Raw genomic sequence first — 26,134 nt, forward strand, 5'->3', positions numbered from 1 at the left:
TCGCAGCGGACGCTGCCGGAGCCTCAGCCGGACGTCAGGGCCGGGCCGAATGCGGTTAGACTTCGGCTCCGAGGCGCTGGCTGATGACCGTTGAGACACCGTCGCCCCGCATGGTGACCCCGTAGAGCGCATCAGCAACCTCCATGGTCCGCTTCTGGTGCGTGATGACAATCAGCTGGCTGGACTCGCGGAGTTCCTCGAAAATGGTGATGAGCCGGCCCAGGTTGGTGTCGTCCAGGGCGGCCTCGACCTCGTCCATCACGTAGAACGGCGATGGCCGCGCCTTGAAGATGGCAACGAGCAGGGCAACTGCCGTCAGCGAACGCTCGCCGCCGGACAGCAGGGAGAGGCGCTTGATCTTCTTGCCGGCCGGCCGTGCCTCCACCTCAATTCCGGTGGTCAGCATGTCGGAGGGGTCGGTCAGGACGAGCCTGCCTTCGCCGCCGGGAAAGAGCCGGGCGAAAACGCGGACAAACTGCGCCGAGGTGTCAGCGAACGCTTCGGCGAACACCTTCTGCACCCGATCATCCACTTCTTTGATGATGTCCAGCAGGTCCTTGCGGCTGGATTTAAGGTCTTCGAGCTGGGTGCTGAGGAATTGGTGCCGTTCCTCCAGTGCAGCGAATTCCTCGAGCGCCAGCGGATTGACCCGCCCCAGGGAGGACAGGTCCCGTTCTGCTTTCCGGAGCCGTTTTTCCTGCTCTTCGCGGACGAACGGTTTGCCTTCCCGGACCGGCTTACCGTCGTCATCCACAGGTGCGCGGAGTGCCGCCCACTTGTCACCGGTTTCCCCCGCGGGCACGGGCACCGGCTGGTCAGGTCCGTAGTCCGCCACCAACTGGTCCGGCGACAGGCCGAGTTCCTCGATCGAGCGCAGTTCGAGGGCCTCGATCCGCAGCCGCTGCTGAGTGCGGGCAAGCTCATCGCGGTGCACCGAGTCAGTCAGTTCCGCCAGCTCCCGGCTGAGGGCGTCGTTCTGCGACCGGACCTCCACGAGTTCGCGGTCCCTGTGCTCCCGTTCTTCCTCTGCGAGATCCCGCGCGCGCAGGGCAAGATCCACGGAGACGTCCATGAAAGCGATAACCTGCTCCACGGCGGCCGAAACAGCCGCGGCCCTGCCCGCCTGGAGCCGGCGGCGGCGGGCGCGCTGAGCGGCCTCTTCACGTGCGCGGCGCTCGGCCACCGCTGCCCGTTCAAGGGACAGGACCCGGTTGCGGGTGGCCGTCAGCTGTTCCTCGGCACTCCGCAGGGAAAGCCTGGCCTCCATCTCGGCCGACCTCGCCGCCGACGCCGCCACCGCCAGTTCGTCGCGGAGTTCCGGCGAGGGCTCCTCATCCTCAGGGGCCTCCCGGGCTGCGTCCAGGCGCGCGGCCGCGGCCTGCAGAGCCTCCTGCTCGGCAACGATGTTTGCCTCGGCCTTGGCCAGCGATGTGCCCAGCCGTTCGCTCTCGCCCACTGCGCTCCGCAGCACTGAGTTCAAGTGGCCCAGCCGTTCGGCCACGGCAGCCAGCCTGGCATCCGATTCGTGGAGCCGGTCCAAGGCGGCGTCCGCGCGCTCCTGGGCTTCTGCCCGGCGTGCCTGGGCGGAGGCCAACGCAAACCGGTTGCGTTCGAGGTCCGCGCTGACACTGGCGAGCCTTGCTTCAGCGTCGTCGACGGCGGCCTGCACTTCCAGCAGCGACGGCGCATCCGCCGAACCGCCCCGGACGGTAAGGGCAGTGAAGGCGTCGCCCGCACGAGTCACCACAGTCAGCCCTGGTTGCGCCTGGATAAGCTCCGAGGCAGATTCGAGGTCCTCAACAACAGCTGTTCCGGCCAGCAGCGTGCGCACGAGGCTTCCCAGCAGCGGTTCCGAGGCCGTGACCAGGTCCGCGGCCCAACGGGCACCGCCGGGAAGGGGCTGCGGACCAGGCGCGGATATCCCTGCAGACAGTTCTGCGGCGCATCCGTCAGGGGCTGCCAGCAGCAGCGAGGCAAGGCCGGCGTCGTCGTCCTTGAGCAGCTGCAGGGCGTCGACGGCGGTGCCGGCGTCCCGGACGACGACGGCGTCAGAGGAATTTCCCAGGGCAGCGGCGATTGCCGCTTCAAAGCCGGCCTCGACGGCGACCATCGACGCAAGGGGCCCCACGATGCCGGGCAATCCCGAATCGGCGACGCGGCCCGAACCATCCTTACGGCTGAGTCCCAGCTGCAGCGCATCCCGCCGGGCCACGAGGGCGTCCCGTTCGCGTTCGCCCTCACGCTCGGCGGATTTCAGCTCATCGATGTCCGCCAGGATTGAGTCCAGGACAGCGCTGGCGTCCTCGTAATCGGCGTCAAGTGTTTCCTCGCCGTCCTCGACGCCTGCCACTTGCGATTCCAGTGCGGTGAACTCGCTCTGGGCGCGGCGGCGGCGCTCGTCGCCCGCAGCCTGGGATTCCCGGAGCCTGCCAAGTTCTGCCTGCGCGGACTCAACACGCGAGCGGGCGGCGCCCACCTGGCCTGCCAGTTTTGCCAGCCCTTCGCGGCGGTCCGCTGCGGCGCGGAGGACCGCGGCCAGTCTTTTGTCCTCGGCGCTGGCGGCACTTTCGGCATCCTGCTTGGCTGCCGTCGCGGCCTCCAGTGCAGTGCGTTTTTCCAGGATGCCGTCTTCCAGCGCCCGCTGTTCTTCGCGGACCCGCGCCGCGTTCCGTTCGAGCTGCTCCGGGTCCCGGCCGGAGTCCGGGACCTCGTCCGCGGCACCAAGCAACCGGCGCCGCTCTTCGGCAAGAGACCCGAGGGAGCGCAGCCTCTCCCGCCCCGCCGAGAGCTGGTACCACGTGTCCCGGGCAGCGTTGAGCTTTGGTGTGGCTTCGGCCGCAAGCTGTTCCAGGGCTGCCTGCCGCTGGCGCCCGGTTTCCAAGCCTTGCCCGACAACGGCCCTGCGCGCCTTCAGGGCAGATTCATCGGCCACGTCCTGGGCCAGGGTGGACTGTAACTGCACGAGGTCGTCCGCGAGGAGCCGCGCCCGGGCGTCGCGTACGTCGAACTGGACGCTTTGGGCCCGGCGCGCCACTTCGGCCTGTTTGCCGAGCGGGGTCAGCTGACGGCGGATTTCGCTGGTGAGGTCGCTCAGCCGCTGCAGGTTTGCCTGCATCGCTTCCAGCTTCCGGACCGTCTTTTCCTTGCGCCGGCGGTGCTTGAGGATGCCTGCTGCCTCTTCAATGAAGCCGCGCCGGTCCTCCGGCGTGGCGTGCAGGACCTTGTCCAGCTGACCCTGCCCCACGATGACGTGCATTTCCCGGCCCAGGCCGGAATCGGACAGGAGCTCCTGGATGTCCAGGAGGCGGCAGCCGGCACCGTTGATGGCGTATTCGGATCCGCCGGTGCGGAAAAGCGTCCGGGAGATGGTCACTTCGCTGTATTCAATCGGCAGCGCGCCGTCAGTGTTGTCGATGGTCAGGGACACGTGCGCCCGGCCCAGCGGCGGACGGCCGGACGTGCCCGCGAAGATGACGTCCTCCATCTTGCCGCCGCGCAGCGTCTTGGCACCCTGTTCGCCCATGACCCAGGCCAGCGCATCCACGACATTTGATTTCCCGGAGCCGTTCGGGCCGACCACTGCAGTGACGCCCGGCTCAAAGTCGAACGTCGTGGCTGACGCGAACGACTTGAATCCGCGGACGGTCAGGCTCTTGAGGTGCAAGGTGTTTCGGATCTCCTGAGTGGCTGAAGCGGCTTGTTCCTGCCCTAAATCTACTGCGTGGCAACGACAAAACCCGGATTTGGGCATTTTGCAGCTGCCAAACCCTTGCCACCCTTGGCCGCCTGCGCTTAGACTCGCGGCTAAGGGTTGCTTGACGCTGCTCGAGCCGGTGGTCTCACATCGGTTCGACTTGGCAGGATCCAGCGGAGCTGGGTTGGCCATGATGCAGTGAGGGGCGTTTAACAGCGCAACCCGGCTTTGAAGGATAACTGAATATCTTGGTTTGGCTGCGCCGGGGGGCGGCATGCAGGGCAGTGCATTGCGCACCGCCCGATTCCGCAACTGCGCACTCACTCCAGGAGTTCACATGTCCGTATCCTCAGCCGATCGCACGCTGAAAGCCTTCAAGCGGGTCATCTTCCTGCTGGCCATTGCCATGGTGGCAGCCCTCCTGCCGGTTGCGGCCCCCTCTGCACTCTTACCGTTCGCCTTCGCGGCGGACCCCTGTGCCCCGCTCGTGAACGCAATTGCGTGTGAAAACTCCAAGCCGGGGAGCCCGCCTTCGGAATGGGACATCGACGGCGCCGGCGATTCCGACATCCAGGGATTCGCGACAGAGATCAGCGTCAATGCCGGCCAGCCGATTAACTTCAAGGTCGACACCAACGCGTCCAACTACACCATCGCCATCTACCGGACCGGCTGGTACCAAGGCCTCGGTGCCCGCAAGATCGCCAACGTCACTCCGCTGGCCTTCAGGCAATCTCAGCCCCAATGCCGCTCTGACGTGGCAACCGAACTCTACGACTGTGGAACATGGGCTGTCTCGGCAACGTGGCAGGTGCCGGCCACAGCAGTTTCCGGCGTCTACGTCGCCCTGCTGACCCGGCCGGACAACGGGGGCCAAAGCCACATCACCTTCATCGTCCGGTCCGACGGCAGCCATTCCAACGTGGTCTTCCAGACCTCCGACACAACGTGGCAGGCCTACAACACCTACGGCGGGGCTGATTTCTACCAAGGAGCCGTCAACGGCAGGGCGTACAAGATCAGCTACAACCGGCCTTTTGCCACCAGGGGCGAATCCTCGGGCCGGGATTTCTACTTCGGCAACGAGTACCCGCTGGTGCGTTTCCTGGAGAAGAACGGCTACGACGTCAGTTATATCAGCGGCGTGGACACCCACCGGAACGGCGCGCAGCTCCTCAACCACAAGGTCTTCCTCTCCGTGGGCCACGACGAATACTGGTCCGGCGCCCAGCGCGCCAACGTCGAGGCCGCCCGCGACGCCGGCGTGAACCTGCAGTTCCTGTCCGGCAACGAGATGTACTGGCGCACGCGTTACGAACCATCCCAGGTGGATGGGGCCGGGTACCGCACCATCACCTCCTACAAAGAGACGTGGTCCAACGCCAAGGTTGATCCCAGTACCGAGTGGACCGGAACCTGGCGCGACCCCAGGTTCGCCTCGCAGGCCAATGGAGGTGGTCTGCCAGAGAACGGACTGACGGGGACCCTGTACATGTCCAACTTCACGGACCTGCCAGTTACGGTCAGCGCTGCAGAAGGCAAGGCACGCCTGTGGCGCAACACACCGCTGGCCTCGCTCGCCGCCGGCAGTTCGGCGCAGCTGGCACCCCACACTGTCGGCTACGAGTCCAACGAGGACCTGGACAACGGGTTCAGGCCCGCGGGGCTGATCAGGCTTTCCACCACCACCGGTGCCACAGAGCAGTACCTCCAGGATTACGGCAACACGGTGAAGCCCGGAACAACGACTCACAACACCACGCTGTACCGCGCGGCGAGCGGAGCGCTGGTCTTTTCCGCCGGATCCGTGCAATGGACCTGGGGGCTCGACCAGGAGCACGACGGTGACGGTGCTGCCGCAGACCCGAGGATGCAGCAGGCACAGCTCAATCTGCTGGCGGACATGGGCGCCCAGCCCGGAACACGTGATCCTGCCTTGGCCGCGGCAACTGCCAGTACCGATGCTGCCGGGCCAACAACCACCATCTCCTCCCCCGCTGCAGGAGCCACGATTGCCCACGGCAGCAGCGTGACGGTTTCCGGCACGGCCAGCGATACCGGCGGCATAGTGGCCGGCGTCGAAGTCTCAACCGACGGCGGCGGCACGTGGCATCCGGCCCAGGGAAGGCAGACCTGGACCTACACGTACATCCAGAAGGGGCTCAACACGGCAAGCATCATGGTGCGCGCAGTGGACGACAGCGCCAATATCGGCGCCGCGGCCACGCGGAACCTGCAGCTCAGCGGCCCTTACACGGTCTTCGGCCAGCAAGTTCCGGCCGTTCCCGATTCGCAGGACGGCGGTGCCTACGAGCTCGGTATGAAGATCACGCCGAGCGTCGACGGCTTCATCACCGGAGTCCGGTTCTACAAGAGCACCGGAAACACCGGCACCCACGTCGGCTCCCTCTGGAATTCGGCCGGACAACGGCTGGCGACCGCTACGTTCACGTCGGAATCAGCCTCAGGGTGGCAGAAGGTCCTGTTCAGCCAGCCGGTGACAGTTTCCGCGGGCCAAAAATATGTCGTTTCCTACACCACTCCGAGGGGCCACTACGCCATCAAGGACTACCAGTGGGCCAGCTTCGGATTCACTGAACCTCCGCTCACGGTGGCCGGAGGATTCGGCAGCGAGCCAGCCGGCGTCTACGGTGGCCCTGATGTCTTCCCGCAGTCCAGCTTTGGCAATGGCAACTACTTCGTTGACGCCGTCTTCGACACCGTGGACAACACCCCGCTGACGGCCGCCGGGCAATGGCCCCTGGGCGGATCCTCCAGCGTCCCGCAGGCCACCACAGTCGGAGCGGTCTTCTCGAAGCCGGTCACCGCGTCGAGCGTGCAACTGACGCTTAAGGCCGCCGACGGCACCACCGTCGCGGGCGCCACTGGCTACGACTCAACAACCCGCAAAGTCACCTTCACACCGGCCGCCGCTCTCCCCCTGGCGACGACGTTCACCGCGACCCTCAGCGCCACTGCCGCCAGCGGCGGGACACTGACAGGCGGAGGATCGTGGTCGTTCACCACGGTGGTCTCACCGCCCTCACCCGGAACCTGCCCGTGCAGTTTCTTCGATGACTCCGTCCTCCCCGGAATCCAGGAGATCAGGGACGGCGTACCGCTGACTCTCGGCATCCGTTTCTCGAGCACGGCCGACGGCACTGTCACGGGCATCCGCTTCTACAAATCCGCCGGGAACACCGGCACGCATACCGGGACACTGTTCACGGCCGCAGGGCAGCAACTGGCAACGGTGACCTTCGCCAACGAAAGCACCGCAGGCTGGCAGACCGCCTACTTCAACCAGCCGGTGGGGATGTCCGCGAACACCGAGTACATCATGGCCTACAAGACCACCACCGGAGCCTATTCCGCGACGGCGAACGGCTTCGGCCCGGGCCTGAGCGTCGGCAACCTGCGGGCGAACCTGGATGCGGGCGCCTACTCCTACACCGCCGACTTCCCCAACGTCCGCTCCACCGCGAGCTATTTGGTGGACGTCGTGGTCCAGTACCCTGAACCGACATTCGTCGCCGTCGCACAGGCACCTGTTGCCGGTTCGTCCAGCGTCCCGCTGACCAGCACCGTCAGCGCGACCTTCTCCAAGCCGGCAGTGGCGTCCAGCGTACAGTTCGCACTGGCCGGACCTGGCGGCACGAATGTTCCGGGCGCCATGAGCTACGACTCGGCGGCTGGAAAGGTGACCTTCACGCCGTCGGCGCAGCTGACGGCCGGCACCACTTACACGGCCACACTGACGGCTACATCGACGACGGGCCAGCCACTCAGCGCCGGCGGAACCTGGACGTTCACAACTGCCCCGCCGCCGAGGACCGAGGGGGTCTGCCCTTGCACGCTGTACCAGGACACCGTGACTCCGTCCGTTCTCGAAGTCAAGGACGGAGTCCCGCTGGCCCTGGGCGTACGGTTTGCCAGCTCCACCAGCGGGCAGGTCACCGGAATCCGCTTCTACAAGTCGGCCGGCAACACCGGAACCCACACGGGAAGCCTCTTCAGCATCACCGGCCAGCAGCTGGCGACGGTGACGTTCACGGCCGAGTCCACTGCCGGCTGGCAGACTGCGACGTTCAGCCAGCCGGTCGCCATAGCGGCCGACACTGAATATGTGGCCGCTTACAAGTCACCGACGGGCACTTATTCCGTCACTCCGGGTGGATTCAACACAGGCTTCACGAGCGGACCGCTGCGGACAGCACAGGACTCGGGCGGGTTCTCCTACAGTGGAGACTTCCCCGGTTCTTCCTCCAGTTCGAGCTATCTTGTGGACCTGGTCTTCCAGACCTCGGATGTTGCCCCTCCGCCTCCGCCGGCGCCCCTGACCGTCACCGCACAATCACCGGCACCGAATGCCACGGCAGTGGCGCTCAATGCCCAGCCCAGCCTGACGCTCTCCTCCGCCGTGCAGCCGGGCTCCTCGCTCGTGCTGACGGCCGGGGGAACGTCAATCGCCGGGGCTTCGGCGCTTTCCGCAGACGGCCGCACGCTGACGTTCACACCGGCGCAACAGCTGCCGGCCAGCACGGTCATCACGGCGAGCGCCGCCAACGTCGTCTCGACTGCCGGTGCGGCGCTTGCTCCGACCTCGTGGCAATTCACGACCCTGACGCCTGCGCCGCCTCCGCCTCCTCCGACGCAATCCCTCTTTGCCTCCCTGCTGCCGCAGGTGGGCGCAGCGACGGATATCCGGGCGATTGAGCTCGGCGTGGCATTCAAGTCATCCATTGCCGGGTCTGTCACCGCCATCCGTTTCTACAAAGGCGCCACCAACCTCGGTACACACACCGGTTCCCTCTGGACGACGTCCGGTGTCCGCCTGACCAAGGTGACGTTCACGAACGAAACGGCAAGCGGCTGGCAGACCGCAACGCTGCCCACCCCCATAGCGTTGACGGTGGGTACCAACTACATCGTGTCCTACAACGCGCCCCTGGGCCGCTACTCCTATACGGAAAACTTCTTCACCAAGGCCTGGAACAGCGGTGCGCTGACAGCCCGGGCAAACAACAACGGGCTCTACCGGCTTGGCTCAGGAACTGCCGTGCCGAACCAGACGACCAATGCGAGGAACTATTTCGTAGACGTTGTGTTCGCTCCTAAGTAGGCCTGAGTCCGGCGCTGCAAGGGCAGGATGTGCAGGGGCCCCTTGGCAAACATGCCAAGGGGCCCTTTCTTGCGTGGGCGTACCGGCGAAAGCATGCCGGCTGGAGAACGCCGGTCCGGGCCCCACCGCCCGGGCGTCCACCGGCAGACGGGACATGGTGCCGGCCGACATGGCCGCGACGCCCTGGCAGCGGGAGTCTGGCGGTCCCGATGTGGGGGTGTACCGGTTCCGACGCGGGGTGGAGGTGCCGACGCGGGGATGTTGCGGTTCCGACGCGGAGTGCCGGCCGTTGGCTGCAGGCTAGCGGACCACGGCAGGCGACCAGGCGTGCTCAATGTAGAGGGAGGCAACGGCGGACGGATCCGCCTTGATCTGCCAGATGTCGCTGTCGCCCTCGGCGCCGTCCCGGGCCAGGCCGTAGAGCAGTGTCCCGTCATCGAGCCACTCGATCTGGTCATCAACGCTCCGCGGCTCCGCCAGGACTGTTTCCTTGTCGCTGGCCAGGTCCAGGATGGCGACCTTCCAATGAGCAGCCAGCGCCGTGCCGGTGTTCTTCTTGTACGCCACACGGCTTCCGTCGGGAGACACCGACGGGCATTCGACGCCGTCGTGGACAGCTGTGAGCGTCCTGGCGGACATGCTTCCCTTGACGAGCCAGATCCGCCCCGACGAAGCCGCCGTGGCATAGAACGCGTCAGCGTCTCCGGGCACGAAGGTCACGCCCCAGATATTGCGGTCTGCTGCCGTCACCTGTGATCCGTTGACAAGGAGGGCGAAGTCTTCCAGGTTCCCGGTTCCGGGCCCCCCGTCCGTCCGGGTGATGGAAGTCTCGGTCGAAAAGCCCGAAGCGCCGTACGAGTGGCCGGAGACGAACACGGTAGTGGACACCAGGGAGCCGTCGGCACTCATGCGTGTACGGCTGGGGATACCGGGCACTGCCCACCGTCCGGTCGGCTGCCATTCCCTGTTCAGCAGCACTGCTTCGAAGTTGGTGACAAGCCCCCGGTTTGTCTTCAGGCAGATGACGTTCCGTGCCGTGCCGTAAATCCTGTCGCAGGCCTCAGCCGCCAGGAGCCGCTGGCCGGAAGGTGCGGCGAGGGGAACAGTGCCGGCCATGCCGTATCCCTGGCCCGGAGCCGTATTGCGGAACATCACAAACGACGCGGCCGGCAGGGCGCCGCCCGAAGCCGCGCTGACGGCGGACGCAGCCGAACGGCTGTCCTGAAAGCGCTGGAAAGCTACGGCGGCATAGGAACCGGCGCCGGCGAGGACCAGTACAGTGATCGCCAACAGGATGATCCACCGCTTCCTGCCTCCGGCGGGGTTCACGCCGACTGCCTCTGACGAACGCCCGCCCGGAGGATCAGCAGCGAGGCCGGTACGGCGACGGCGAGACAGCCACCCACCACCATCATGGCCGTGGACGGACCGAGCGAAAACCACAGGACACCAAAGCCGGCCGAAGCGGCCATACGGCTCAGTGCCACGACGGTCTGGGCGGCGCCGATCCCGGTGGCCAGTTTCTCCGGCGGCGTGAGCTGGCTGGCCAGGGCGGCGAGAACACCGTCGGTTGCGGCGTAGAAGGCACCGAGCAGAACCAGGCACCCCAGCGTGGGGCCCAATCCGCCCAGCGGTGCGGCAGCGAGGACGTAGCACAGCAGGAGGGCAATATGACCCCCCACGAAGACTTTTGCCTTCCCCCAACGGTCCGCCAACCGGCCCAGCGGGATCGCAAGAATGAGGAAGACCACATTCGTGCCCACATACAGCAGCGGGAACCACTGCACGGCGAAGGAATCACGATCCTGCAGGACGAGGTAGATGAATCCGTCTCCGACCGTCAGCAGCCCGAGAAGCCCCGAGGCGACGAGCAGCCGGCCCAGTCCGGGTTCCCGCAACAGGCTCCAGCGGAAAACGAAGGAAGGGCTGCGGCGCGGTTCCGGCGCGGTCCCAGCGGGCTTGCCCGTTTTCAGGTTGGGCACCAGCAGGGCGAGCGTGGCCACTCCGATCACCGCGAAGGCAAGGGAAACCACGAAGAGGGTTCCGTAGCCGTTGGGGATCAGCATGAGGATGAAGAACGCCAGCAACGGGCCAGTCGCGGCGCCGATATTGTCCAGCATCCGGTGCACGCCGAAGTGCCGTGCCAGATACTCGGGCTGGGCGGAGACGGTGATGAGGGCGTCCCGCGGTGCCGTGCGGATACCTTTGCCGATCCGGTCACCGGTAACGATCGCCGTCAGCGCCCAGAAACCGCCGGCGAAGAGGAACCCAACCCTGGCTGCCATGGACAGGCCGTAGCCTGCGAGTGCAATTCGTTTCGGATTCCCGCTCCGGTCCGCTGCCCACCCCGCGGCGATTCTGACGATGGCGCTTGCCCCCTGGTTGATTCCGTCAAGAATCCCGAAGGCAATGGCGGACAGGCCCAGAAATCCTGTGATGTAGAGGGGAAGTACAGCGGATACCGATTCGGAGGATATGTCGGTGAACATGCTGACGATGCCCAGCCACAGGATGACAGGCGACAAGCGGAACGCCTGCTGCGGCAGTTTGGGATCATTCGACGCCGGCTGTGCGTCCTTCTTGCCGCCGTTCCGATCCGAGACCGAGATATACATGGCCGCTAGCCCGCCGTCGTGTGAAGGTTGCCGAGCAACATGAAACGCGTGCTGCCCGTGCCCGTTGTTGACGTGGTCAGGGTTATCGAATCGCTGCCCCTGACGAAACGGACGGACCGCTGCCCCTCCGCGGCCGGGGCCGGCTCGGACCAGAACTTGAGGGTTGTGAGCCGCTGCTGGAAATGGCCCACTACCGAGTCCTGGCCCGCCGTCGAAATGGCATCCGCCGTCACCTGCAGGACAGCGTCCGCCGCAGAAACGCCCGTGGATACGACGACGGTTCCTTCCGGGAAGGGGAGGGCATCGGCAGGGAAGCCTTCTACAATCTTCCCCTGGGCGGATGCCGTGGCCGGCAGCGGCATGCTGACCAGTGCAGCCGGCTGGGATGGGAGCGGAAGACCGGTGGGGGCTGCCGCCACCGGGGGAAGAACTTCCCGTGCTCCTGACGCGGGGGCAGGGCTGCCCGTTGATTCACCGGATCCGGACGCAGGCCCGTTCCCGGTGCCGGCCGTCGCTTCCGGTGCGGCGGCTGTCCCGTCTCCACCGGGCGGGTCTCCCGGTGGCAAGCCTCCGGGCGACGGTGATCCGCCGGGGCCGGCCGGGGCCGCGGGAATGGAACCTGAGGGGGCGGCGGCGCTTAGGTCCGGGGCCCCTGCCATCTGATCAAGAAAAACAGCGGCGCCGCCAAGCGCTGCTGCAACACTCACCCCCACGATGACAAGCCTCTTGGCTATCATTGGGCCCCCGCCTCCCGTTCAGGCGTTGGAGACCAACGCGCCTGCGATTCCAGCAGCCGCGGCTGCCTTGGGCACAGTGTGTCACCTGTGAGGAACAGTTCGGTAGAGTGGCGCTACCTGCTTTTTGGGACCTCTACCACCGGCCGTTACGGGGACGCGGCTGGCACACCGGGCACGTATAAGAAGACCGGTTCATGAACTGTTCGCGCTTCATGAAGCTCACTATTCCCGCAGCGGCGCAGCGCCTGCACTCCTGGTTTTCCCTGCCGTAGGCGTTGAGGGACCGGTCGAAGTACCCGGAAGCGCCGTTTACGTTGACGTAGAGGGAGTCGAAGCTGGTACCGCCGGCGGCAAGCGCGTCCAGCATCACCTCACGGGCAGCTTCGAGAACCCTCAGTGCTTCGGCGCGGCGGAGTGTGTCGGTAGGCCGCGCGTAATGGAGCCGCGCCCGCCACAGTGCCTCGTCCGCGTAGATGTTGCCGATGCCGGACACCAGTCCCTGATCCAGCAGGGCACGCTTGAGGCCCGTCTTTCGGATCCGGAGCCGGCGGTAGAACGACTCGAAGGAGAAATCCGGATCCAGCGGGTCCCGGGCGATGTGGGCGGCTTCCTCGGCAATGACCGGCGCCGGTAACTCCCCCAGGCCGCCCGGTCCGCCGTCGGATGTCGGGATCAGGGACGTCACGAACAGTCCGCCGAAAATGCGCTGGTCCACGAATCTGAGCTGCTCGGGCATGCCCTCAGCCGGGCTCAGACGCAGGCGGACTTTCAGGTGTTTCTCGTCCGGCACGCCGGCATCCTGCATCAGCAGCTGGCCGCTCATGCCCAGATGCGCCATCAGTGCCACTGCAGGCGGGGGCTCTCCGCCCGCCACGGCGCCCTCCGGCTGCACTGCACCGGCTTCCTCCAGCGGAAGCCAGAGGAACTTTCCGCGCCGCACCACGTCCAGGACCCGTGCGCCTTCGAGGTTTCCGGCAAAATCCTGAGCGCCGAGGGCGTGCCGGCGGATGGAGCGCGGATCCAGGACGTCAACGGAGGTGATGGTCCTGCCGCGGACCCAACTCACCAGTCCGCGGCGGACCACTTCGACTTCCGGCAGTTCGGGCACGGAAGACCTAGCGGCCGGCTTCGGATTCCGCCGGGAGGCCTGGCGTCCCGGCAGCCGACAGCTTCCGCCACGCATCGGCGGCAGCTTCCTGTTCGGCTTCCTTTTTGGAGCGTCCGGCGCCCTGCCCGTAGTCGGTCCCGCCGATCCGGAGCACGGCTTCAAACGTCCGTGCATGGTCCGGGCCTGAACCCTCCACGGCGTAGTAGATGCTGCCCAGCTGACGGCTGGCCGCCAGCTCCTGGATGCTGGTTTTCCAGTCGGTTCCGGCGCCAAGCGCAGCGGCGTCCTGGAGCAGCGGGCCGATCAGCCGCATGACCAGTTGGCGGGCCGTCTCGATGTCGTTGGACACGTAGGTGGCGCCAATGAGGGCCTCCATGGTGTCCGCCAGGATGGATGACTTGTTCTTGCCGTCGGTAAGCTTTTCGCCCTGTCCGAGGTAGATGTAGTCACCGATGCCGAGGCTTCGGCCGATTCCGGCCAGTGCCCGGGTGCTCACCACGGCTGACCGCCGCTTCGCGAGGTCACCTTCAGGCAAGGCAGGGTTGTCGCGGTACAACGCATCCGTCACGGAGAAGCCCAGGATGGAATCGCCCAGGAACTCGAGGCGCTCGTTGGTGGGTATGCCGCCGTTTTCGTAGGCGTAGGAACGGTGTGTCAGAGCAAGACGAAGCGTCCCGGCGTCAATAGAGACACCGAGACGCTTCAGAAGCTCTTCAGTTGAAGACGTCATGTTCAGCCAGTGGGCCGATTAGACGTCTGCGACCTTGCGGCCCTTGTATTCAAGGAACAGCGCGGTGCCAGCCGAGTCGGTAACGACCTTTGCCTGGTGCGGCAGGCTGTACGTGACCTGGCCGTTCTCGACAGTCTTCACCAGGTGGGGGGCAGTTGCCTTCCACTGGGAGCGGCGGGCGCGGGTATTCGAGCGAGACATTTTCCGCTTCGGGACAGCCACGGCTAACTCATTTCTCTCTAGAAAAACACTTACAAATCAGTTTTGCCGGTCAGGCTTAGCCAAGTCAGCTAGGGCAGCCCAGCGAGGATCTACGACCTCGTGGTGATGCCCCGGCTCGTCTTCCAGGCGTACTCCGCATTCGGAGCAAAGGCCCTGGCAGTCTTCCCGGCACACCGGCTGGAACGGCAGCATGGTTACAACTGCGTCCCGCAACACCGGCTCAAGATCGATTAGATCGTGCTCGATTCGATATTGCTCTTCTTCGTCTTCTCCGTCCGAGAACTGGGCGCCCTCGTAGAAGAAAAGTTCTTGCACATTGACTTCGAGATCATACGCAAGGGGATCCAGGCATCGGCCGCATTCGCCAGTCACTTCGACGATAACGGTTCCTGATACCAGAATTCCTTCGTGTACGGCCTCAAGCCTCAGGTCCAGCTCGATATCCGAGCCTTGCTGAACGCCAATGAGCGCTACACCAAGATCACTTGGTGCAGGTACATGTTCCGTCAGCGTCCGCATGCTCCCCGGACTGCGTCCGAGGTCCTTGACGTCGAACGCCAAGGGCGAACTAGCATCTCGTTTAATGAGAACTCCTGTTGAACATATGACCGACGTACTATCTTAGCCTGATCTCCCGGGCGGACTCAAACCGGCCGCACGCCACACAGTGAAGCACCACGTGACAGGCAGGGATTGGGCCGCAAAACCGGCAGGGGCCGTTGCGTACCGATCAAGCCTACCCTCTGCCGGGCTCATCCGAAGACGACCCGCCCGCAAGCAGCCGTTTCAATACCGACCTCGGCACATAATCGGACACACTGCCGCCCAGCGTGAAGACTTCCTTAATGAGCGTTGACGACAAGTGGAGGTAGTGGCCTTCAGTGGGAAGGAACACCGTTTCAACGCCGCTCAACTGCCGGTTCATGGTTGCCATCGGGAGCTCATAGTCGAAGTCGGAGGAGGAACGGAGGCCCTTCACGATCGCGGACACACCCCGCTGCCGGCAGTATTCGGCCAGCAGGCCCTCCCCCACCGGCTCCACCACGATGCCTTGCAGCGATGCCAGGGTCTCGCGGGCCATGTCGATCCGCTCTTCCAGCGAAAAGCGGTACTTCTTGGCGTAGTTGGTGGACACCGCCACGATGACTTCGTCAAAGAGGCCCGCGGCCCGCGCGATGACTTCCAGATGGCCATTGTGGATCGGGTCGAAGGAGCCTGGGCATACGGCACGTCTCATGCTCCGAACCTACCGCATCAGCGGGCCGGGATAACATGACTGGATGCCCGAGTCGAACATTCCCTGCACCGTTGCAGTGGGGCGTCATTCTTGTCGGGCGGGCAGCGAACGCCGCAACCAACCGACAGGCAGGCAGACAGTGACCACATCAGTTCCGGCACCCTGGCAGCGGGCGGCATCAGGAGCCAACCTGCTGGCAGCCGACGGCACCCTCGGCGTCACGATCTTCGAGGAGATGACCTCCCTCGCGGTCCGGACCGGTGCCATCAACCTGGGACAGGGTTTCCCTGACGAGGACGGTCCGGCGGAGATCAAGGCGGCCGCGCAGGCTGCCATCGCTGCCGGCGCCAACCAATACGCACCGGGCAAGGGAATCCTCCCCTTGCGCGAGGCCATTGCGGCGCACCAGGAGCGCTTCTACGGCCTGACGCCGGACCCGGAGACAGAGATCATCGTCACCACCGGAGCAACCGAAGCCATTGCGGCTTCGTTGCTGGCGCTCGTGGAACCAGGCGACGAAGTACTCACCTTCGAACCGTTCTACGACTCCTACGGCGCCATGATCGGACTGGCGGGCGCCACGCACGTGACGGCTCCACTGCTCGCTCCGGACTTCATGCCGGACATGGCGGCCCTGGAAGCGGCCTTCAGCAGCCGCACCAAGGTGGTACTGATCAACAATCCGCACAACCCCACCGGCGCTGTTTTCCCCCGCGACGTGCTTCAGTGCGTCGTCGACCTTGCCGCCCGGCACGACGCCGTGATCATCACCGACGAGGTCTACGAGCACCTGACGTTCGGCGACCGGCACATCCCCGTGGCCTCGCTGCCCGGCGCTGCCGGCAGGACCGTCACCATTTCCTCCGCAGGCAAAACGTTCTCCTTCACCGGATGGAAGATCGGCTGGCTGAGCGGACCCGAACACCTCGTGGCGGCCATCCGGACAGTGAAACAGTTCCTCACCTACAGCTCCGGCACACCGTTCCAGGGTGCCATCGCTGTGGGGCTCGGCCTTCCGGACGCTTTCTACACGGGGATTTCCGAGACACTCAGGCACAAGCGCGACATCCTCAGCGACGGGTTGAAGGCCGCCGGCCTGGACGTCTTCACTCCGCAGGGAACGTACTTCGTGAATGTGGACACGGCCCCGCTGGGGATCTCCGACTCCGTAGACCTGGCAAGGAGGCTTCCGGAACTGGTGGGGGTCGCCGCCATCCCGGTACCCGTCTTCTGCCATCCCGAAGGCGCCGAACGGACCCGCAGCCTGCTCCGCTTTGCCTTCTGCAAGAAGACCGAAGTCCTCGAAGAAGCCGCCGCCAGGCTCGCGACGCTTCGCGACAGGCTCTGACGATGGCGGCCCGGCCCGCGGCAGCTTCACGTTTCCTCCGGACAACCGGACAGCACGCAGCCATCGAACCGGATGCCTTTACCGAGGGAGCCTATGTGCTCAGCATCGGCGGAGCGGAACAGTCGCATGTGAACCTCGCTGAGCCGGGCGAAATCTTCTATGAGTACCTCCGCCGGATCGGGCACGTGGTGGATCTGGCCGCCCCTGTCGGCGAACCCGTCAGTGCGCTGCATCTTGGGGCCGGGGCGCTGACGCTGGCCCGCTACATCCAGGCGACCCGGCCGGGGTCCCTGCAGTACGCCGTGGAGCTTGAGCGCGAGCTGCTGGACTTTGTGCTGCAGCAGCTGCCGATGCCTGACGGAACGGAGCTGCACACACTGATCGGCGACGCCCGCGACGCGCTGGCGGAGCTGCCTGCGGAACTGCGTTTCGACGTCGTGATCCTGGACATCTTCTCCGGGCCGGAGGCGCCGGAGCATATCGCCTGTACCGGGTTCTACGAGGAAGCAGCGGCAAGGCTGACGCCTCGTGGCGTGCTGATCGTCAACGTGGGCGACGAACCGGGGCTGACGCTGGTCCGAAGCCAGGTGGCTGCCCTGCGGCGGGCCATGTCCGAAGTATCAGCGTTCGCCGAATCCGGAATGTTCGCCGGCCGCCACCCCGGCAATATCATTCTCATCGGCACCCAGGGTCCTTGGCCCGCCGGATGGACCGCGGAGCTGACGGCGCGTGGCCCGCATCCCGCGACGGTGCTGGCCGGCGTGGACCTCGACGCTCTCGCCGGCTAGGCTGCGGCGCCCGCAGGCACGGTCAGGACCCCGGCTGCCGGCCTGTCAGCTGCTGCCACCCACGGGTTCGGCAAACCACAGTTTGGTCTCGCCGTATTTTTTCTCGGCGAACCGTTCCAGCGACGCCGGCCAACCCGGTTCCGGGCTGCGGGAGGAGCGCTCCACGACCACGACGGCGGCCTCCGCCAGGTACGGTGACAGCTCTTGCAGCACAGCACCCATGGCGGGCTCGTCCAGCGGATACGGCGGGTCCAGGAACACGAGGTCCCACAGGGTGCCTTGCACTGTCCTTTCCAGGAAGGACTCCACCCGCGACCGGTGCACTGACACTGCTTTGCGGCCAATGGCCCCGTTGACGAGGTCGGCGTTGCGCTGGCAGACCTCGCTGGCTTTGCCGTCGAACTCCACCAGGTCTACGGTTTCCGCCCCGCGGCTGGCACTTTCCACGCCCAGGGAACCGGAGCCTGCGTAGAGGTCAAGAACCCGGGCACCCGCCACGACGTTGAACGCCTCCAGGCGGGAGAAGAGGGCTTCCTTGACGCGGTCCGTGGTGGGACGGGTCGTGGAACCCGGCACGCTGACCAGCGGCATTCCGCCCCCGGTGCCGGCAATGATGCGGGTCATGCCCGCACCTGCCCGCTGGTTGCAGCCATGCGCAAACTCCTAGCCACGCTCAAGGAACGCCTCCTTTTCAGGGTTCAAGTACTCTTCTATTGCCTCCGCCAGGGCGGAATGCTCCGTCAGGCCGGGATCCCGGGCGACGATCCGCTGGGCGTCCTGGCGCGCCTTCGAGATGACCGATTCGTGCTCCAGCACGCGCAGCAGTTTGAGCGCGGACCGTCCACCGGACTGTGATGCTCCCAGGATGTCGCCTTCGCGCCGCAGCTTCAGGTCCTCCTGCGACAGCTCAAAACCGTCCGTCGTGGCCGCCACGGCGTCCAGCCGGCGGCGGCTGGGGTGGCCGGGTTCCAGCGTGGTGACCAGGAGGCAGGTGCCGGGCAGGCCGCCCCGGCCCACCCGTCCGCGAAGCTGGTGCAGCTGGGAGATGCCGAACCTGTCCGCATCCAGGATCACCATAAGCGTGGCGTTGTGGACGTCAACACCAACCTCGATCACAGTGGTGGACACCAGCAGCTGGGTTTCATTCGCGGTGAAGGACGCCATGGTTGCGGACTTCAGGACAGGGTCCTGCCTGCCGTGCAGCGGCGCCACCGAAACGCCGGTCAGCGCCGGTTCATCGGCGAGGTGTTCGACGACGGCGGTGACGGACGCGAGCTCGCGGGCCGGGCCGTCACCTTCCAGCTCGGCGGCGGACGGTTCCGCTTCCCCGGGACTGAAGTCGCCGTCGTCGTCCTCGCCGATCTTGGGACACACGACGTAAACCTGGTGGCCGGCGTCGATCTCTTCCCGGGACCGGGACCAGATGCGTCCCGCCCAGCCGGGATTTTCGGCGAGGCCAACGACGTGCGTGGAAATGGGGGCGCGGCCGGCGGGGAGTTCGTCCAGCACCGATGTTTCAAGATCGCCGAACACGGTCATGGCCACGGTCCTGGGAATGGGGGTGGCGGTCATGACCAGCAGGTGGGGAGGCTTGCTGGCTTTCGCCCGCAGGGCGTCGCGCTGCTCAACTCCGAAGCGGTGCTGCTCATCCACAACGATCAGGCCGAGGTCGTAGAACGAGACGTTGTCGCTGAGCAGCGCGTGCGTCCCGATCACGATCCCGGCAGTGCCTGTGGCTGCGTCCAGCATGGCCTGTTTGCGGGCAGCAGTGGGCATCGATCCGGTAAGCAGTGTGACCTGCACTGAATCGGGGCCCGATCCGCCCAGCAGGCCGTCGCGGGACAGCGGCCCCAGCGTCCGACGGATGGATTCGAAGTGCTGTGCCGCCAGCACCTCGGTAGGCGCCAGCAGGGCGGCCTGTCCCCCGGCGTCAACCACCTGGAGCATGGCGCGCAGGGCGACGATGGTCTTGCCGGACCCCACCTCGCCCTGGAGGAGCCGGTTCATTGGGCTGTCCTGCGACAGCTCCTCCGCGAGTGTTTTTCCGACGGCGGACTGGCCGGCGGTGAGCGTAAAGGGCAGCTGGCGGTCGAACGCCGTCAGGATCCCGTCCGTAACCGGCCGGCGGGCCGTGGCCTCCTCGGCGGCCAGCTGGGCGCGGCGCCGCGCGAGCGCGGACTGGAGGACCAGGGCCTCCTGGTACCTGAAGCGGTCCCTGGCCCGCTGCCAGTCGCCAGGCACCTGCGGGATATGGATCAGCCGGTAGGCCTCCGCCGCCGGCATGAACTTCTCCCGGGCCGAGACCTCGGCCGGCAGCGGATCGTCCAGGACATCCAGGTCGACCGTGTCCAGGAGGGTGGAGATCACTTTCTGGATGGACCAGCTGGTGAGTTTAGCCGTTGCCGGATAGATCGGGATGGGCATGGCGGCGAGCTTCTCCGGGTCCATGCCCGGGGTGTCAGGGTCCTCGTCCAGCAGCTGGAAGTCAGGGTTCGTGAGGCTCAGGCTGCCGGCGTACCGGGTGACTTTGCCCGAGAACAGGGCCCGCCGGCCCGGGAGCAGCTCCGCTTTGGCGCGGTAGCCGTTGAAGAAGCTCACCTTCAGTGTGCCGGGCACGCCGGCACCAGGAAGCCTGCCGGCGCTGCCCTGGCTGTTGTGTTTGGCTGCGGAATCGTCCGTAATGACGACGTCCGTGAGCGTGCCGCGGCGGGCCCGCATGGCCCTGGTGCTGTTGGAGACGACGCGCGCGATGAGGGTGACCTCTTCATCCAGCGGCACCTCGCTGATGGGGGTCAGCTCACCCCGGCTGAGGTAGCGGCGCGGAAAGTAGTTGAGCAGGCCGCCCACTGTGGTGATGCCCAGATGTTTCTCGATGACGGCCGCGGACCGTTTGCCGATGCGGCGTTCCAGGCCGAGGTCCAGCTCAGCGTTCATGTCCGTTGGGGTCCCGGGGCAAGGCGAGCTGGCTGACCGAGATGTCCGTGGGTTCCCCGAGGGAACCGATCAGTGCCACGGCTGGTTCGGGGGCGGAAACGTGGACGTGCACGCGCCAGCGGTACTTTCCGCCGGTGTCCATGGCGCCGCCCACCTGGCTCATGATCACCGAATCACCCATTTCGTCCAGGCGCTGGCGGAGGGTTGCCGCATCCAGGGGCGAGAGGCTGATGGTGCACATGACTTCCACGCCGTCGTCGTCAGGCAGGTCCGCATGGATGTGGGGATCCTGGACGTCATAGCCGTGCAGGCCGTCCAGCATGTCGCTTTGAAGTTCTTCGCCCAGCACAGCGGAGCGCAGGCAGTCCAGGATCAGCAGCATCCCCACCCCTCCAGCGTCAACGACATGGGCTTCGTGCAGGGCGGCCAACTGGTCCTCGGTCCGGACGACCGCTTCCAGGGCCGCCTCAACCGCGGCGTCCAGGGCGAGCCCCAGGGCATGGTTGCTGTCGTCCCCGTTCTGGTCGGCGTCCACGCCGGCCGCCGCCCGTGCAGCCGCCTCCATCACCGAGAGCATGGTCCCCGGCACGGGATCGCTCAGAGCGGACCAGGCCCGGATCTGGGCCCGGTTCAGCGCGGCGGCCAGCAATGGCGAGCTGAGGCGGGTATGGCCGGCCAGAGGCTCGGCGGCAGCGCACAGGAACACCGAGAACAAGGTGCCCGAGTTACCGCGTGCCTGTTCCATGGCGGCCTCTCCGGCCCGCGCTAGCAGTGCCCCGACGTCCTGCTGGCCGTGGCTCCCCGCCGGGTTCGCGGTCCCGGGGTCATGTGGTGCTGCGGGGCCGTTGAGGGCCTGCGCGGCGGCACGGACCGTCAGGTAGAGGTTGGTGCCGGTATCGCCGTCGGCCACGGGAAAGATGTTTATGGCGTTGAGCCGGTCGCTGTGGTTCCCGAGCGCTGTTTCGGCCTTGCCCAACCACCGCTTCATCGCTTGCGCGTTGGCGGCAATCTTAGTCTGCAAAGTGATCCCATCCCACAGTGTCCGCGGGCCGGCCCGCTATCTTGACGCCAGTGCTTTCCATTGGTGCAAGGGCTTCTACTGAGCCTATCGCAGCGAAACCCGGAGGCAGCTGTACGTCCGCGGGGAATGCGGCGAGAAGTCCATGATCTTCCCCGCCGCCAAGGACCCACGCCATGGGGTCCCCGCCAACCGCGTCAGCGGCTGCGGACAAAGGCCCTGTGAGAAGCTTCAGCACTGCCGGATCCAGGTCCAGGACGACGCCGCTCGCGGCGGCCAGGCGGCTGCCGTCGCGGATCAGTCCGTCCGAAATGTCCATCATTGCCGAGGCTCCGGCGGCGAGCGCTGACGGCCCGGCAGCGAGCGGCGGAAGAGGCCGGCATTGCCTGTCCATGATGATCCGCTGCTCCGGCGTCAGCAGCTCAACGCTTGGCCCGGACTCAAGCAGGGCAAGGCCGGCCGCCGCATGCCCCACCGTTCCGGCAAGCGCAACGATGTGACCCGGGCGGGCGCCCGAGCGCAGGACGGCTTCCTTGCCGTCCAGCGTCCCCAGGATGGCCACGGTGACAGCGAGTTCCCGCCCGCGGCCGAGGTCCCCGCCGGCAACGGAACATCCGGCAGCGCCCAGGTCCCGGATGGCGTGCGAGAGACCGTCGGCGAAATCCTCCACCCAGGCGACCGCCGTCTCCGGCGGCAGGGTCAGGCTCACCACCATGGATGTGGACCGTGCGCCCATGGCGTTGATGTCGCTGAGGTTCTGGGCCGCGGCTTTCCAGCCGACGTCGAAGCCGGTGGTCCGGTATCCGTTGCGCCATTCCAGCCGGAAATCCTGGTCCTGCACCTGGGTGTCAATGCTGACAACCGTCCGCCCGTCCGGGGCGGCCACAATGGCGGCGTCATCCCCGGGTCCAAGCAGGAGCGCGGTGCCCTGCCCGGGCCCGTTGTTGAGGCGCGGGAAGATCTTGGCTAGGAGTTCGGACTCGGAGAGTCCGGCGACGGTGAGGTGAGTTTCAGGCACAGCTCTACGCTACAGTCAGGGACCGACATCCGGCGGCGTCCGTCAGGCATGCCGGGGCGGGATAGGCTTAAATCATGCACCCCCTCCGCACCCCGGTTACCATCAGTTCGCTTCGCCTCCCGGCAACGGCGGCGGCCGTGGTGCTGGCCCTCAGTGCGTGCGCCCCGACGGTGGACGTGTCACCGGCCAAGGACGCGGCCAACCCGGCCTGTGCCCCCATGATGGTTGCCCTTCCGGACACCATGGGTGATGCCGGGCTGCGGAAGACCAATAGCCAGGCAACCGCCGCCTGGGGCGACCCATCCAAGGTCATCCTGCGCTGCGGGGTCAACGTGCCCGGCCCCACCACCGACCGCTGCGTCAGCGTCAACGGCATCGACTGGGTCATCAAGGAAGGCGACCCCGTGTGGACGCTGACCACGTTCGGCCGTGAACCGGCCACGGAGATCCTCATGGATCCGGACCAGATCAGTTCCGCGACCGTGCTGGCGGAACTGTCCGCCGCTGCCAGGAAGATCAAGGCCAACCGGAACTGCGTGGGCCAGGAAGAGCTGCAGAACCTGCCCACCGGGCAGTAGCCGGAGCGGCAGTTGCCCAGCGGCAACAGCGGTTAGCGCAGCCCAGTCTTCCGGTTCAGGGCCAGGTAGATGAGTTCGTCGATAAGCTCCGCATAGCTCAGTCCCGAGGCAGCCCACATCTGCGGGTACATGCTCTTGGGCGTGAAGCCGGGCATGGTGTTGATCTCGTTGATGATCAGCTCACCGTCGGGCGTGTAGAAGAAGTCGACCCTGCTCAGCCCTTCCGCCCCCACAGCATCGAACGCCGCGGCGGCCAGCTCGCGGACACGGGCGATTGCTTCGTCGGGGATGTCGGCCGGGCAGCTCAGCGAGGCGGCGTCGTCCTCCACGTATTTGGCATTGAAGTCATAGAACTCGTGCTCACCCGGTGCCACTGCGATCTCGCCCGGCATTGACGTCCGCGGGCCTTCGGTGCCGCGCCCTTCGAGGACGGCGCACTCGATTTCGCGGCCCACGATTCCGGCTTCGATCACGAGTTTGAGGTCGTGCTCACGGGCAGCCTCGATGGCCGCATCCAGGCCCTCCAGGGAGTCCACCTTGGAGATGCCCATGGAGGATCCCGCCCTGGCAGGCTTGACGAACACGGGGTAACCGAGCAGGTCAACGCGCTTGCGGACGGATTCGGGGTCCGTGACCCACTGACGGTCCGTCACGGCAATGTACGGACCCACCTGCAGGCCGGCGGCTTCGAAGACGACCTTCATGTAGTGCTTGTCCATACCAACCGCGGAGGCCAGGACACCTGCACCCACGTAGCGGGTGTCCGAGAGCTCCAGCAATCCCTGGATGGTGCCGTCCTCGCCGAACGGGCCATGGAGTAGCGGGAAGACCACGTCCACGGAGCCGAGTTCCTGCGGGACTTCGTTCGGGGAGGCGACGATCAGCTGGTGTTCGCCGCCGATTTCGGCGAGTGTGACCGTCCGGGCCGACGGCGCCACTTCGGGGAGCGAGGACGCCGAAAGGGACCACTGCCGGGTATCCCCCGGAGCAAGGACCCACTGACCGGTCTTGGCAATGCCGATGGGGATGACATCGTACTTGTCGTAGTCGATGGCCCCGAGAACGCCGGCAGCGGTCACACAGCTGACGGCGTGCTCACTCGAACGGCCCCCAAACAAAACGGCAACGCGTGGTTTGGTGCGGCCGCCACCGGTGTTCTTGTTCAATTGTTCTTCCGACACAGTCAGTAATCGCCTTCGGATTTAAGGTCCCGGGCCAGCAACAGCGGTCCCAGTTCGTCAACGGACAATTTTCCGGCCAGGACGGCAACGACTGCCGCAGTGATGGGCATTTCGACGCCGAGTTTTCCGGCAAGTTCATGCACGGCCTGGCCCGATTTGATCCCTTCGGCCGTTTGGGTCATTTCCGCGGCCACCTGTTCCAGCGTCAGGCCTTTGCCGAGGAGGCGTCCGGCGGTGTGGTTCCGTGACAGCGGCGAGGAGCAGGTTGCCACCAAATCCCCCAGGCCGGCGAGGCCGGCCATGGTCTGTGACTCGCCGCCGAGAGCGAGCGCCAGCCTCGACGTCTCCGCAAGGCCGCGGGTGATGACCGAAGCCTTAGTGTTGTCACCCATTTGCTTGCCTTCGCAGATGCCTACGGCCAAGGCGATGACATTCTTGACGATGCCGCCGATTTCAACGCCGACGACGTCGGAGGTGGTGTAGGGGCGGAAGTATGGTGCGGTGCAGCTGCGGGCGATCCACGACGCCACCTGGGCGTCCGAGCAGGCCACGACCGACGCGGTGGGCTCCTCCCTGGCAATTTCCATGGCCAGGTTCGGCCCGGAAACCACGGCAACGCGGTCCGCCTTGATGCCCAGTTCCTCACAGATGACTTCGCTCATGCGGGCGTCTGAACTCAGCTCCAGCCCCTTCATCAGGGAGACCACCAGGGCGTCCGGCGAGATCAGGTGCCGCCACCCGCGAAGCTGCAGCCGCAGGGACTGGGCGGGAACGGCCAGGACCACAAGGTCCGCGCCGGAAAGGACGTCCGCGACGTCGGTCGATGCGGTGATGCTGGGCGGGAGGTCAATCTCCTTGAGGTACTGCGGGTTGCGGTGCCGGGTGTTGATCTGCTCCACGACTTCGCTGCGGCGGCCCCAGAGCCGGATGCTCCGCTGCACGCCGGATGCCGTGGCGGCGTCCGCGAGGATCTTGGCAAAAGTGGTGCCCCAGGAGCCGGCTCCGAGGACGGCGACCGATTTCGCTGAGCCCGCTGCAGCCTGTTCCTGGGTCATTTGCCGTCCCGTTCGATGTTGCGTCCGTGTTTGCTCTGGTTGTGGGCGGCCGGGTCCCACCGTACGGCGGGCGGCTGCTCGGAACGCAGCGTAGCGAGCAGCCCGGTGATGGCGTCCATGATGACGGCGGTGGCCGCCGTCAGCGTGGCCTTGTCCAGCGGAAGGCCCTCAAAAGCACTGAGGTCCACGGGATCGCCCACGATGACGCGGGACGTCCGGCGGGGGAACACGTGGAAGCGCTTGGCATAGCGGGGGAAGACCTGGTGGGCTCCCCAGTGGGCCATGGGAACAACCGGAATTCCGCTTTCCAGTGCCATCCGGGCGGCGCCTGTGTGGCCCTTCATCGGCCAGAGGTCCGGGTCCCGGGTCAGGGTGCCTTCGGGGTAGATGATGATTGCCCCGCCTTCGGCCACCACTTCCTTGGCGACGTTCAACGAACGGTTGGCCCCCGCCGTCGAGCGTTCCACCGGGATCTGCTTGGTGGCGTGCAGCACGGCCCCGACGACCGGCACCTTGAAGAGACCGCCCTTGGCGAGGAAGTGCGGCATCCGCTTCTGGTTATAGAGCATGTGGCCGATGACCAGCGGGTCGATCTCGGTGCAGTGGTTAGGGGCAGCGATGAAGCCGCCCGCCGGGAGCTTTTCCAGCCCTTCCCACTTCTTGTTCATGAGCAGGTTCATCACGGGCCTGACGATCCCGGCGACGATGACAAAGGTGATGCGGCTCTTGGCCGTTTCCTTCACTGGGAC

At 66.0% G+C, this 26,134-nt stretch carries 20 protein-coding genes; 4 read left to right on the forward strand and 16 right to left on the reverse strand.

What is annotated here, in order from left to right; genetic code table 11:
- Positions 1–55: 55 nt before the first annotated feature.
- Positions 56–3,664 (reverse strand): chromosome segregation protein SMC, encoded by a 3,609-nt coding sequence (smc, locus tag AB0N24_RS08720; protein WP_364122914.1) that lies wholly within the window; start codon positions 3,662–3,664, stop codon positions 56–58.
- A 367-nt stretch (positions 3,665–4,031) separates the two neighbouring features.
- On the opposite strand from smc, the gene AB0N24_RS08725 reads away from it, so the two are divergent.
- Complete coding sequence (locus AB0N24_RS08725) at positions 4,032–8,816, forward strand: DUF4082 domain-containing protein (RefSeq protein ID WP_364122916.1); 4,785 nt, start codon at positions 4,032–4,034, stop codon at positions 8,814–8,816.
- Positions 8,817–9,116: 300 nt separating this feature from the next.
- Here the strand turns inward: AB0N24_RS08725 and AB0N24_RS08730 are convergent, their stop codons facing one another.
- From AB0N24_RS08730 to coaD, 8 genes are all read right to left on the reverse strand, one after another.
- Positions 9,117–10,145, reverse strand: a complete 1,029-nt coding sequence (locus tag AB0N24_RS08730) for a hypothetical protein (RefSeq protein WP_364122918.1) — start codon at positions 10,143–10,145, stop codon at positions 9,117–9,119.
- Positions 10,142–11,431 (reverse strand): MFS transporter, encoded by a 1,290-nt coding sequence (locus AB0N24_RS08735; RefSeq protein ID WP_364122920.1) that lies wholly within the window; start codon positions 11,429–11,431, stop codon positions 10,142–10,144. The genes AB0N24_RS08730 and AB0N24_RS08735 overlap by 4 nt, the downstream gene beginning before the upstream one ends.
- A 5-nt stretch (positions 11,432–11,436) precedes the next feature.
- A complete protein-coding gene (locus tag AB0N24_RS08740) occupies positions 11,437–12,168 on the reverse strand; it encodes a hypothetical protein (RefSeq protein ID WP_364122922.1) in 732 nt (243 codons plus the stop codon).
- 133 nt (positions 12,169–12,301) lie between these two features.
- On the reverse strand, positions 12,302–13,276 hold the full coding sequence (gene mutM, locus AB0N24_RS08745; protein WP_364122924.1) for a bifunctional DNA-formamidopyrimidine glycosylase/DNA-(apurinic or apyrimidinic site) lyase: 975 nt from the start codon (positions 13,274–13,276) through the stop codon (positions 12,302–12,304).
- A 7-nt stretch (positions 13,277–13,283) separates the two neighbouring features.
- Positions 13,284–14,006, reverse strand: coding sequence for a ribonuclease III (gene rnc / locus AB0N24_RS08750; protein ID WP_364122926.1), 723 nt, complete (start codon positions 14,004–14,006; stop codon positions 13,284–13,286).
- An 18-nt stretch (positions 14,007–14,024) separates the two neighbouring features.
- A complete protein-coding gene (gene rpmF / locus AB0N24_RS08755) occupies positions 14,025–14,228 on the reverse strand; it encodes a 50S ribosomal protein L32 (RefSeq protein WP_009356569.1) in 204 nt (67 codons plus the stop codon).
- Between the two features lie 36 nt (positions 14,229–14,264).
- Complete coding sequence (locus AB0N24_RS08760; protein WP_364122928.1) at positions 14,265–14,789, reverse strand: DUF177 domain-containing protein; 525 nt, start codon at positions 14,787–14,789, stop codon at positions 14,265–14,267.
- 175 nt (positions 14,790–14,964) lie between these two features.
- A complete protein-coding gene (gene coaD, locus AB0N24_RS08765; RefSeq protein ID WP_364122930.1) occupies positions 14,965–15,465 on the reverse strand; it encodes a pantetheine-phosphate adenylyltransferase in 501 nt (166 codons plus the stop codon).
- 139 nt (positions 15,466–15,604) lie between these two features.
- Here coaD and AB0N24_RS08770 point away from each other — a divergent pair, with 139 nt between their 5' ends.
- Together AB0N24_RS08770 and AB0N24_RS08775 are read left to right on the forward strand one after the other, a co-directional pair.
- On the forward strand, positions 15,605–16,813 hold the full coding sequence (locus AB0N24_RS08770; protein ID WP_364122932.1) for an aminotransferase class I/II-fold pyridoxal phosphate-dependent enzyme: 1,209 nt from the start codon (positions 15,605–15,607) through the stop codon (positions 16,811–16,813).
- Between the two features lie 2 nt (positions 16,814–16,815).
- Complete coding sequence (locus AB0N24_RS08775; protein ID WP_364122934.1) at positions 16,816–17,601, forward strand: fused MFS/spermidine synthase; 786 nt, start codon at positions 16,816–16,818, stop codon at positions 17,599–17,601.
- 45 nt (positions 17,602–17,646) lie between these two features.
- Here the strand turns inward: AB0N24_RS08775 and rsmD are convergent, their stop codons facing one another.
- From rsmD to thiL, 4 genes are read right to left on the reverse strand one after another with little or no spacing between them, the layout of a single operon-like run.
- Entirely contained in the window at positions 17,647–18,225 is a 579-nt protein-coding gene (gene rsmD / locus AB0N24_RS08780) for a 16S rRNA (guanine(966)-N(2))-methyltransferase RsmD (RefSeq protein ID WP_364122936.1), read from the reverse strand.
- A gap of 39 nt (positions 18,226–18,264) precedes the next feature.
- Positions 18,265–20,535: an ATP-dependent DNA helicase RecG gene (locus AB0N24_RS08785; protein WP_364122938.1), complete on the reverse strand. Its 2,271-nt coding sequence runs from the start codon at positions 20,533–20,535 to the stop codon at positions 18,265–18,267.
- The gene (locus AB0N24_RS08790) at positions 20,525–21,523 is read right to left on the reverse strand and encodes a DAK2 domain-containing protein (RefSeq protein ID WP_364123220.1); all 999 of its coding nucleotides are present in this window, start codon (positions 21,521–21,523) and stop codon (positions 20,525–20,527) included. Before AB0N24_RS08790 ends, AB0N24_RS08785 begins: the two co-directional genes overlap by 11 nt.
- Positions 21,524–21,545: 22 nt before the next feature.
- Positions 21,546–22,571 carry a thiamine-phosphate kinase gene (thiL, locus tag AB0N24_RS08795; protein WP_364122940.1) on the reverse strand — a complete coding sequence of 342 codons (1,026 nt, stop codon included), beginning with the start codon at positions 22,569–22,571 and terminating at the stop codon, positions 21,546–21,548.
- 74 nt (positions 22,572–22,645) lie between these two features.
- Between thiL and AB0N24_RS08800 the strand changes: the two genes are divergently transcribed.
- On the forward strand, positions 22,646–23,149 hold the full coding sequence (locus tag AB0N24_RS08800) for a DUF3515 domain-containing protein (RefSeq protein ID WP_364122942.1): 504 nt from the start codon (positions 22,646–22,648) through the stop codon (positions 23,147–23,149).
- Positions 23,150–23,181: 32 nt separating this feature from the next.
- On the opposite strand, the gene AB0N24_RS08805 is transcribed toward AB0N24_RS08800, so the two are convergent.
- From AB0N24_RS08805 to AB0N24_RS08815, 3 genes are read right to left on the reverse strand one after another with little or no spacing between them, the layout of a single operon-like run.
- Positions 23,182–24,330 carry a D-alanine--D-alanine ligase family protein gene (locus tag AB0N24_RS08805; protein ID WP_364122944.1) on the reverse strand — a complete coding sequence of 383 codons (1,149 nt, stop codon included), beginning with the start codon at positions 24,328–24,330 and terminating at the stop codon, positions 23,182–23,184.
- A 2-nt stretch (positions 24,331–24,332) separates the two neighbouring features.
- Positions 24,333–25,385, reverse strand: a complete 1,053-nt coding sequence (locus AB0N24_RS08810) for an NAD(P)H-dependent glycerol-3-phosphate dehydrogenase (RefSeq protein WP_364122946.1) — start codon at positions 25,383–25,385, stop codon at positions 24,333–24,335.
- Positions 25,382–26,128: a lysophospholipid acyltransferase family protein gene (locus AB0N24_RS08815; RefSeq protein WP_364122947.1), complete on the reverse strand. Its 747-nt coding sequence runs from the start codon at positions 26,126–26,128 to the stop codon at positions 25,382–25,384. Before AB0N24_RS08815 ends, AB0N24_RS08810 begins: the two co-directional genes overlap by 4 nt.
- Positions 26,129–26,134: the final 6 nt, after the last annotated feature.

This window comes from Arthrobacter sp. NPDC093128 (assembly GCF_040683875.1).
GTDB lineage: Bacteria > Actinomycetota > Actinomycetes > Actinomycetales > Micrococcaceae > Arthrobacter.

Coding starts and splice junctions, on each gene's coding strand:
- AB0N24_RS08725 (WP_364122916.1), top strand. CDS start 4,032: ATGTCCGTATCCTCAGCCGATCGCACGCTGAAAGCCTTCAAGCGGGTC.
- AB0N24_RS08735 (WP_364122920.1), bottom strand. CDS start 11,431: ATGTATATCTCGGTCTCGGATCGGAACGGCGGCAAGAAGGACGCACAG.
- AB0N24_RS08740 (WP_364122922.1), bottom strand. CDS start 12,168: ATGATAGCCAAGAGGCTTGTCATCGTGGGGGTGAGTGTTGCAGCAGCG.
- rnc (WP_364122926.1), bottom strand. CDS start 14,006: ATGACGTCTTCAACTGAAGAGCTTCTGAAGCGTCTCGGTGTCTCTATT.
- coaD (WP_364122930.1), bottom strand. CDS start 15,465: ATGAGACGTGCCGTATGCCCAGGCTCCTTCGACCCGATCCACAATGGC.
- AB0N24_RS08775 (WP_364122934.1), top strand. CDS start 16,816: ATGGCGGCCCGGCCCGCGGCAGCTTCACGTTTCCTCCGGACAACCGGA.
- rsmD (WP_364122936.1), bottom strand. CDS start 18,225: ATGACCCGCATCATTGCCGGCACCGGGGGCGGAATGCCGCTGGTCAGC.
- AB0N24_RS08785 (WP_364122938.1), bottom strand. CDS start 20,535: ATGAACGCTGAGCTGGACCTCGGCCTGGAACGCCGCATCGGCAAACGG.
- AB0N24_RS08790 (WP_364123220.1), bottom strand. CDS start 21,523: ATGAAGCGGTGGTTGGGCAAGGCCGAAACAGCGCTCGGGAACCACAGC.
- AB0N24_RS08800 (WP_364122942.1), top strand. CDS start 22,646: ATGCACCCCCTCCGCACCCCGGTTACCATCAGTTCGCTTCGCCTCCCG.
- AB0N24_RS08810 (WP_364122946.1), bottom strand. CDS start 25,385: ATGACCCAGGAACAGGCTGCAGCGGGCTCAGCGAAATCGGTCGCCGTC.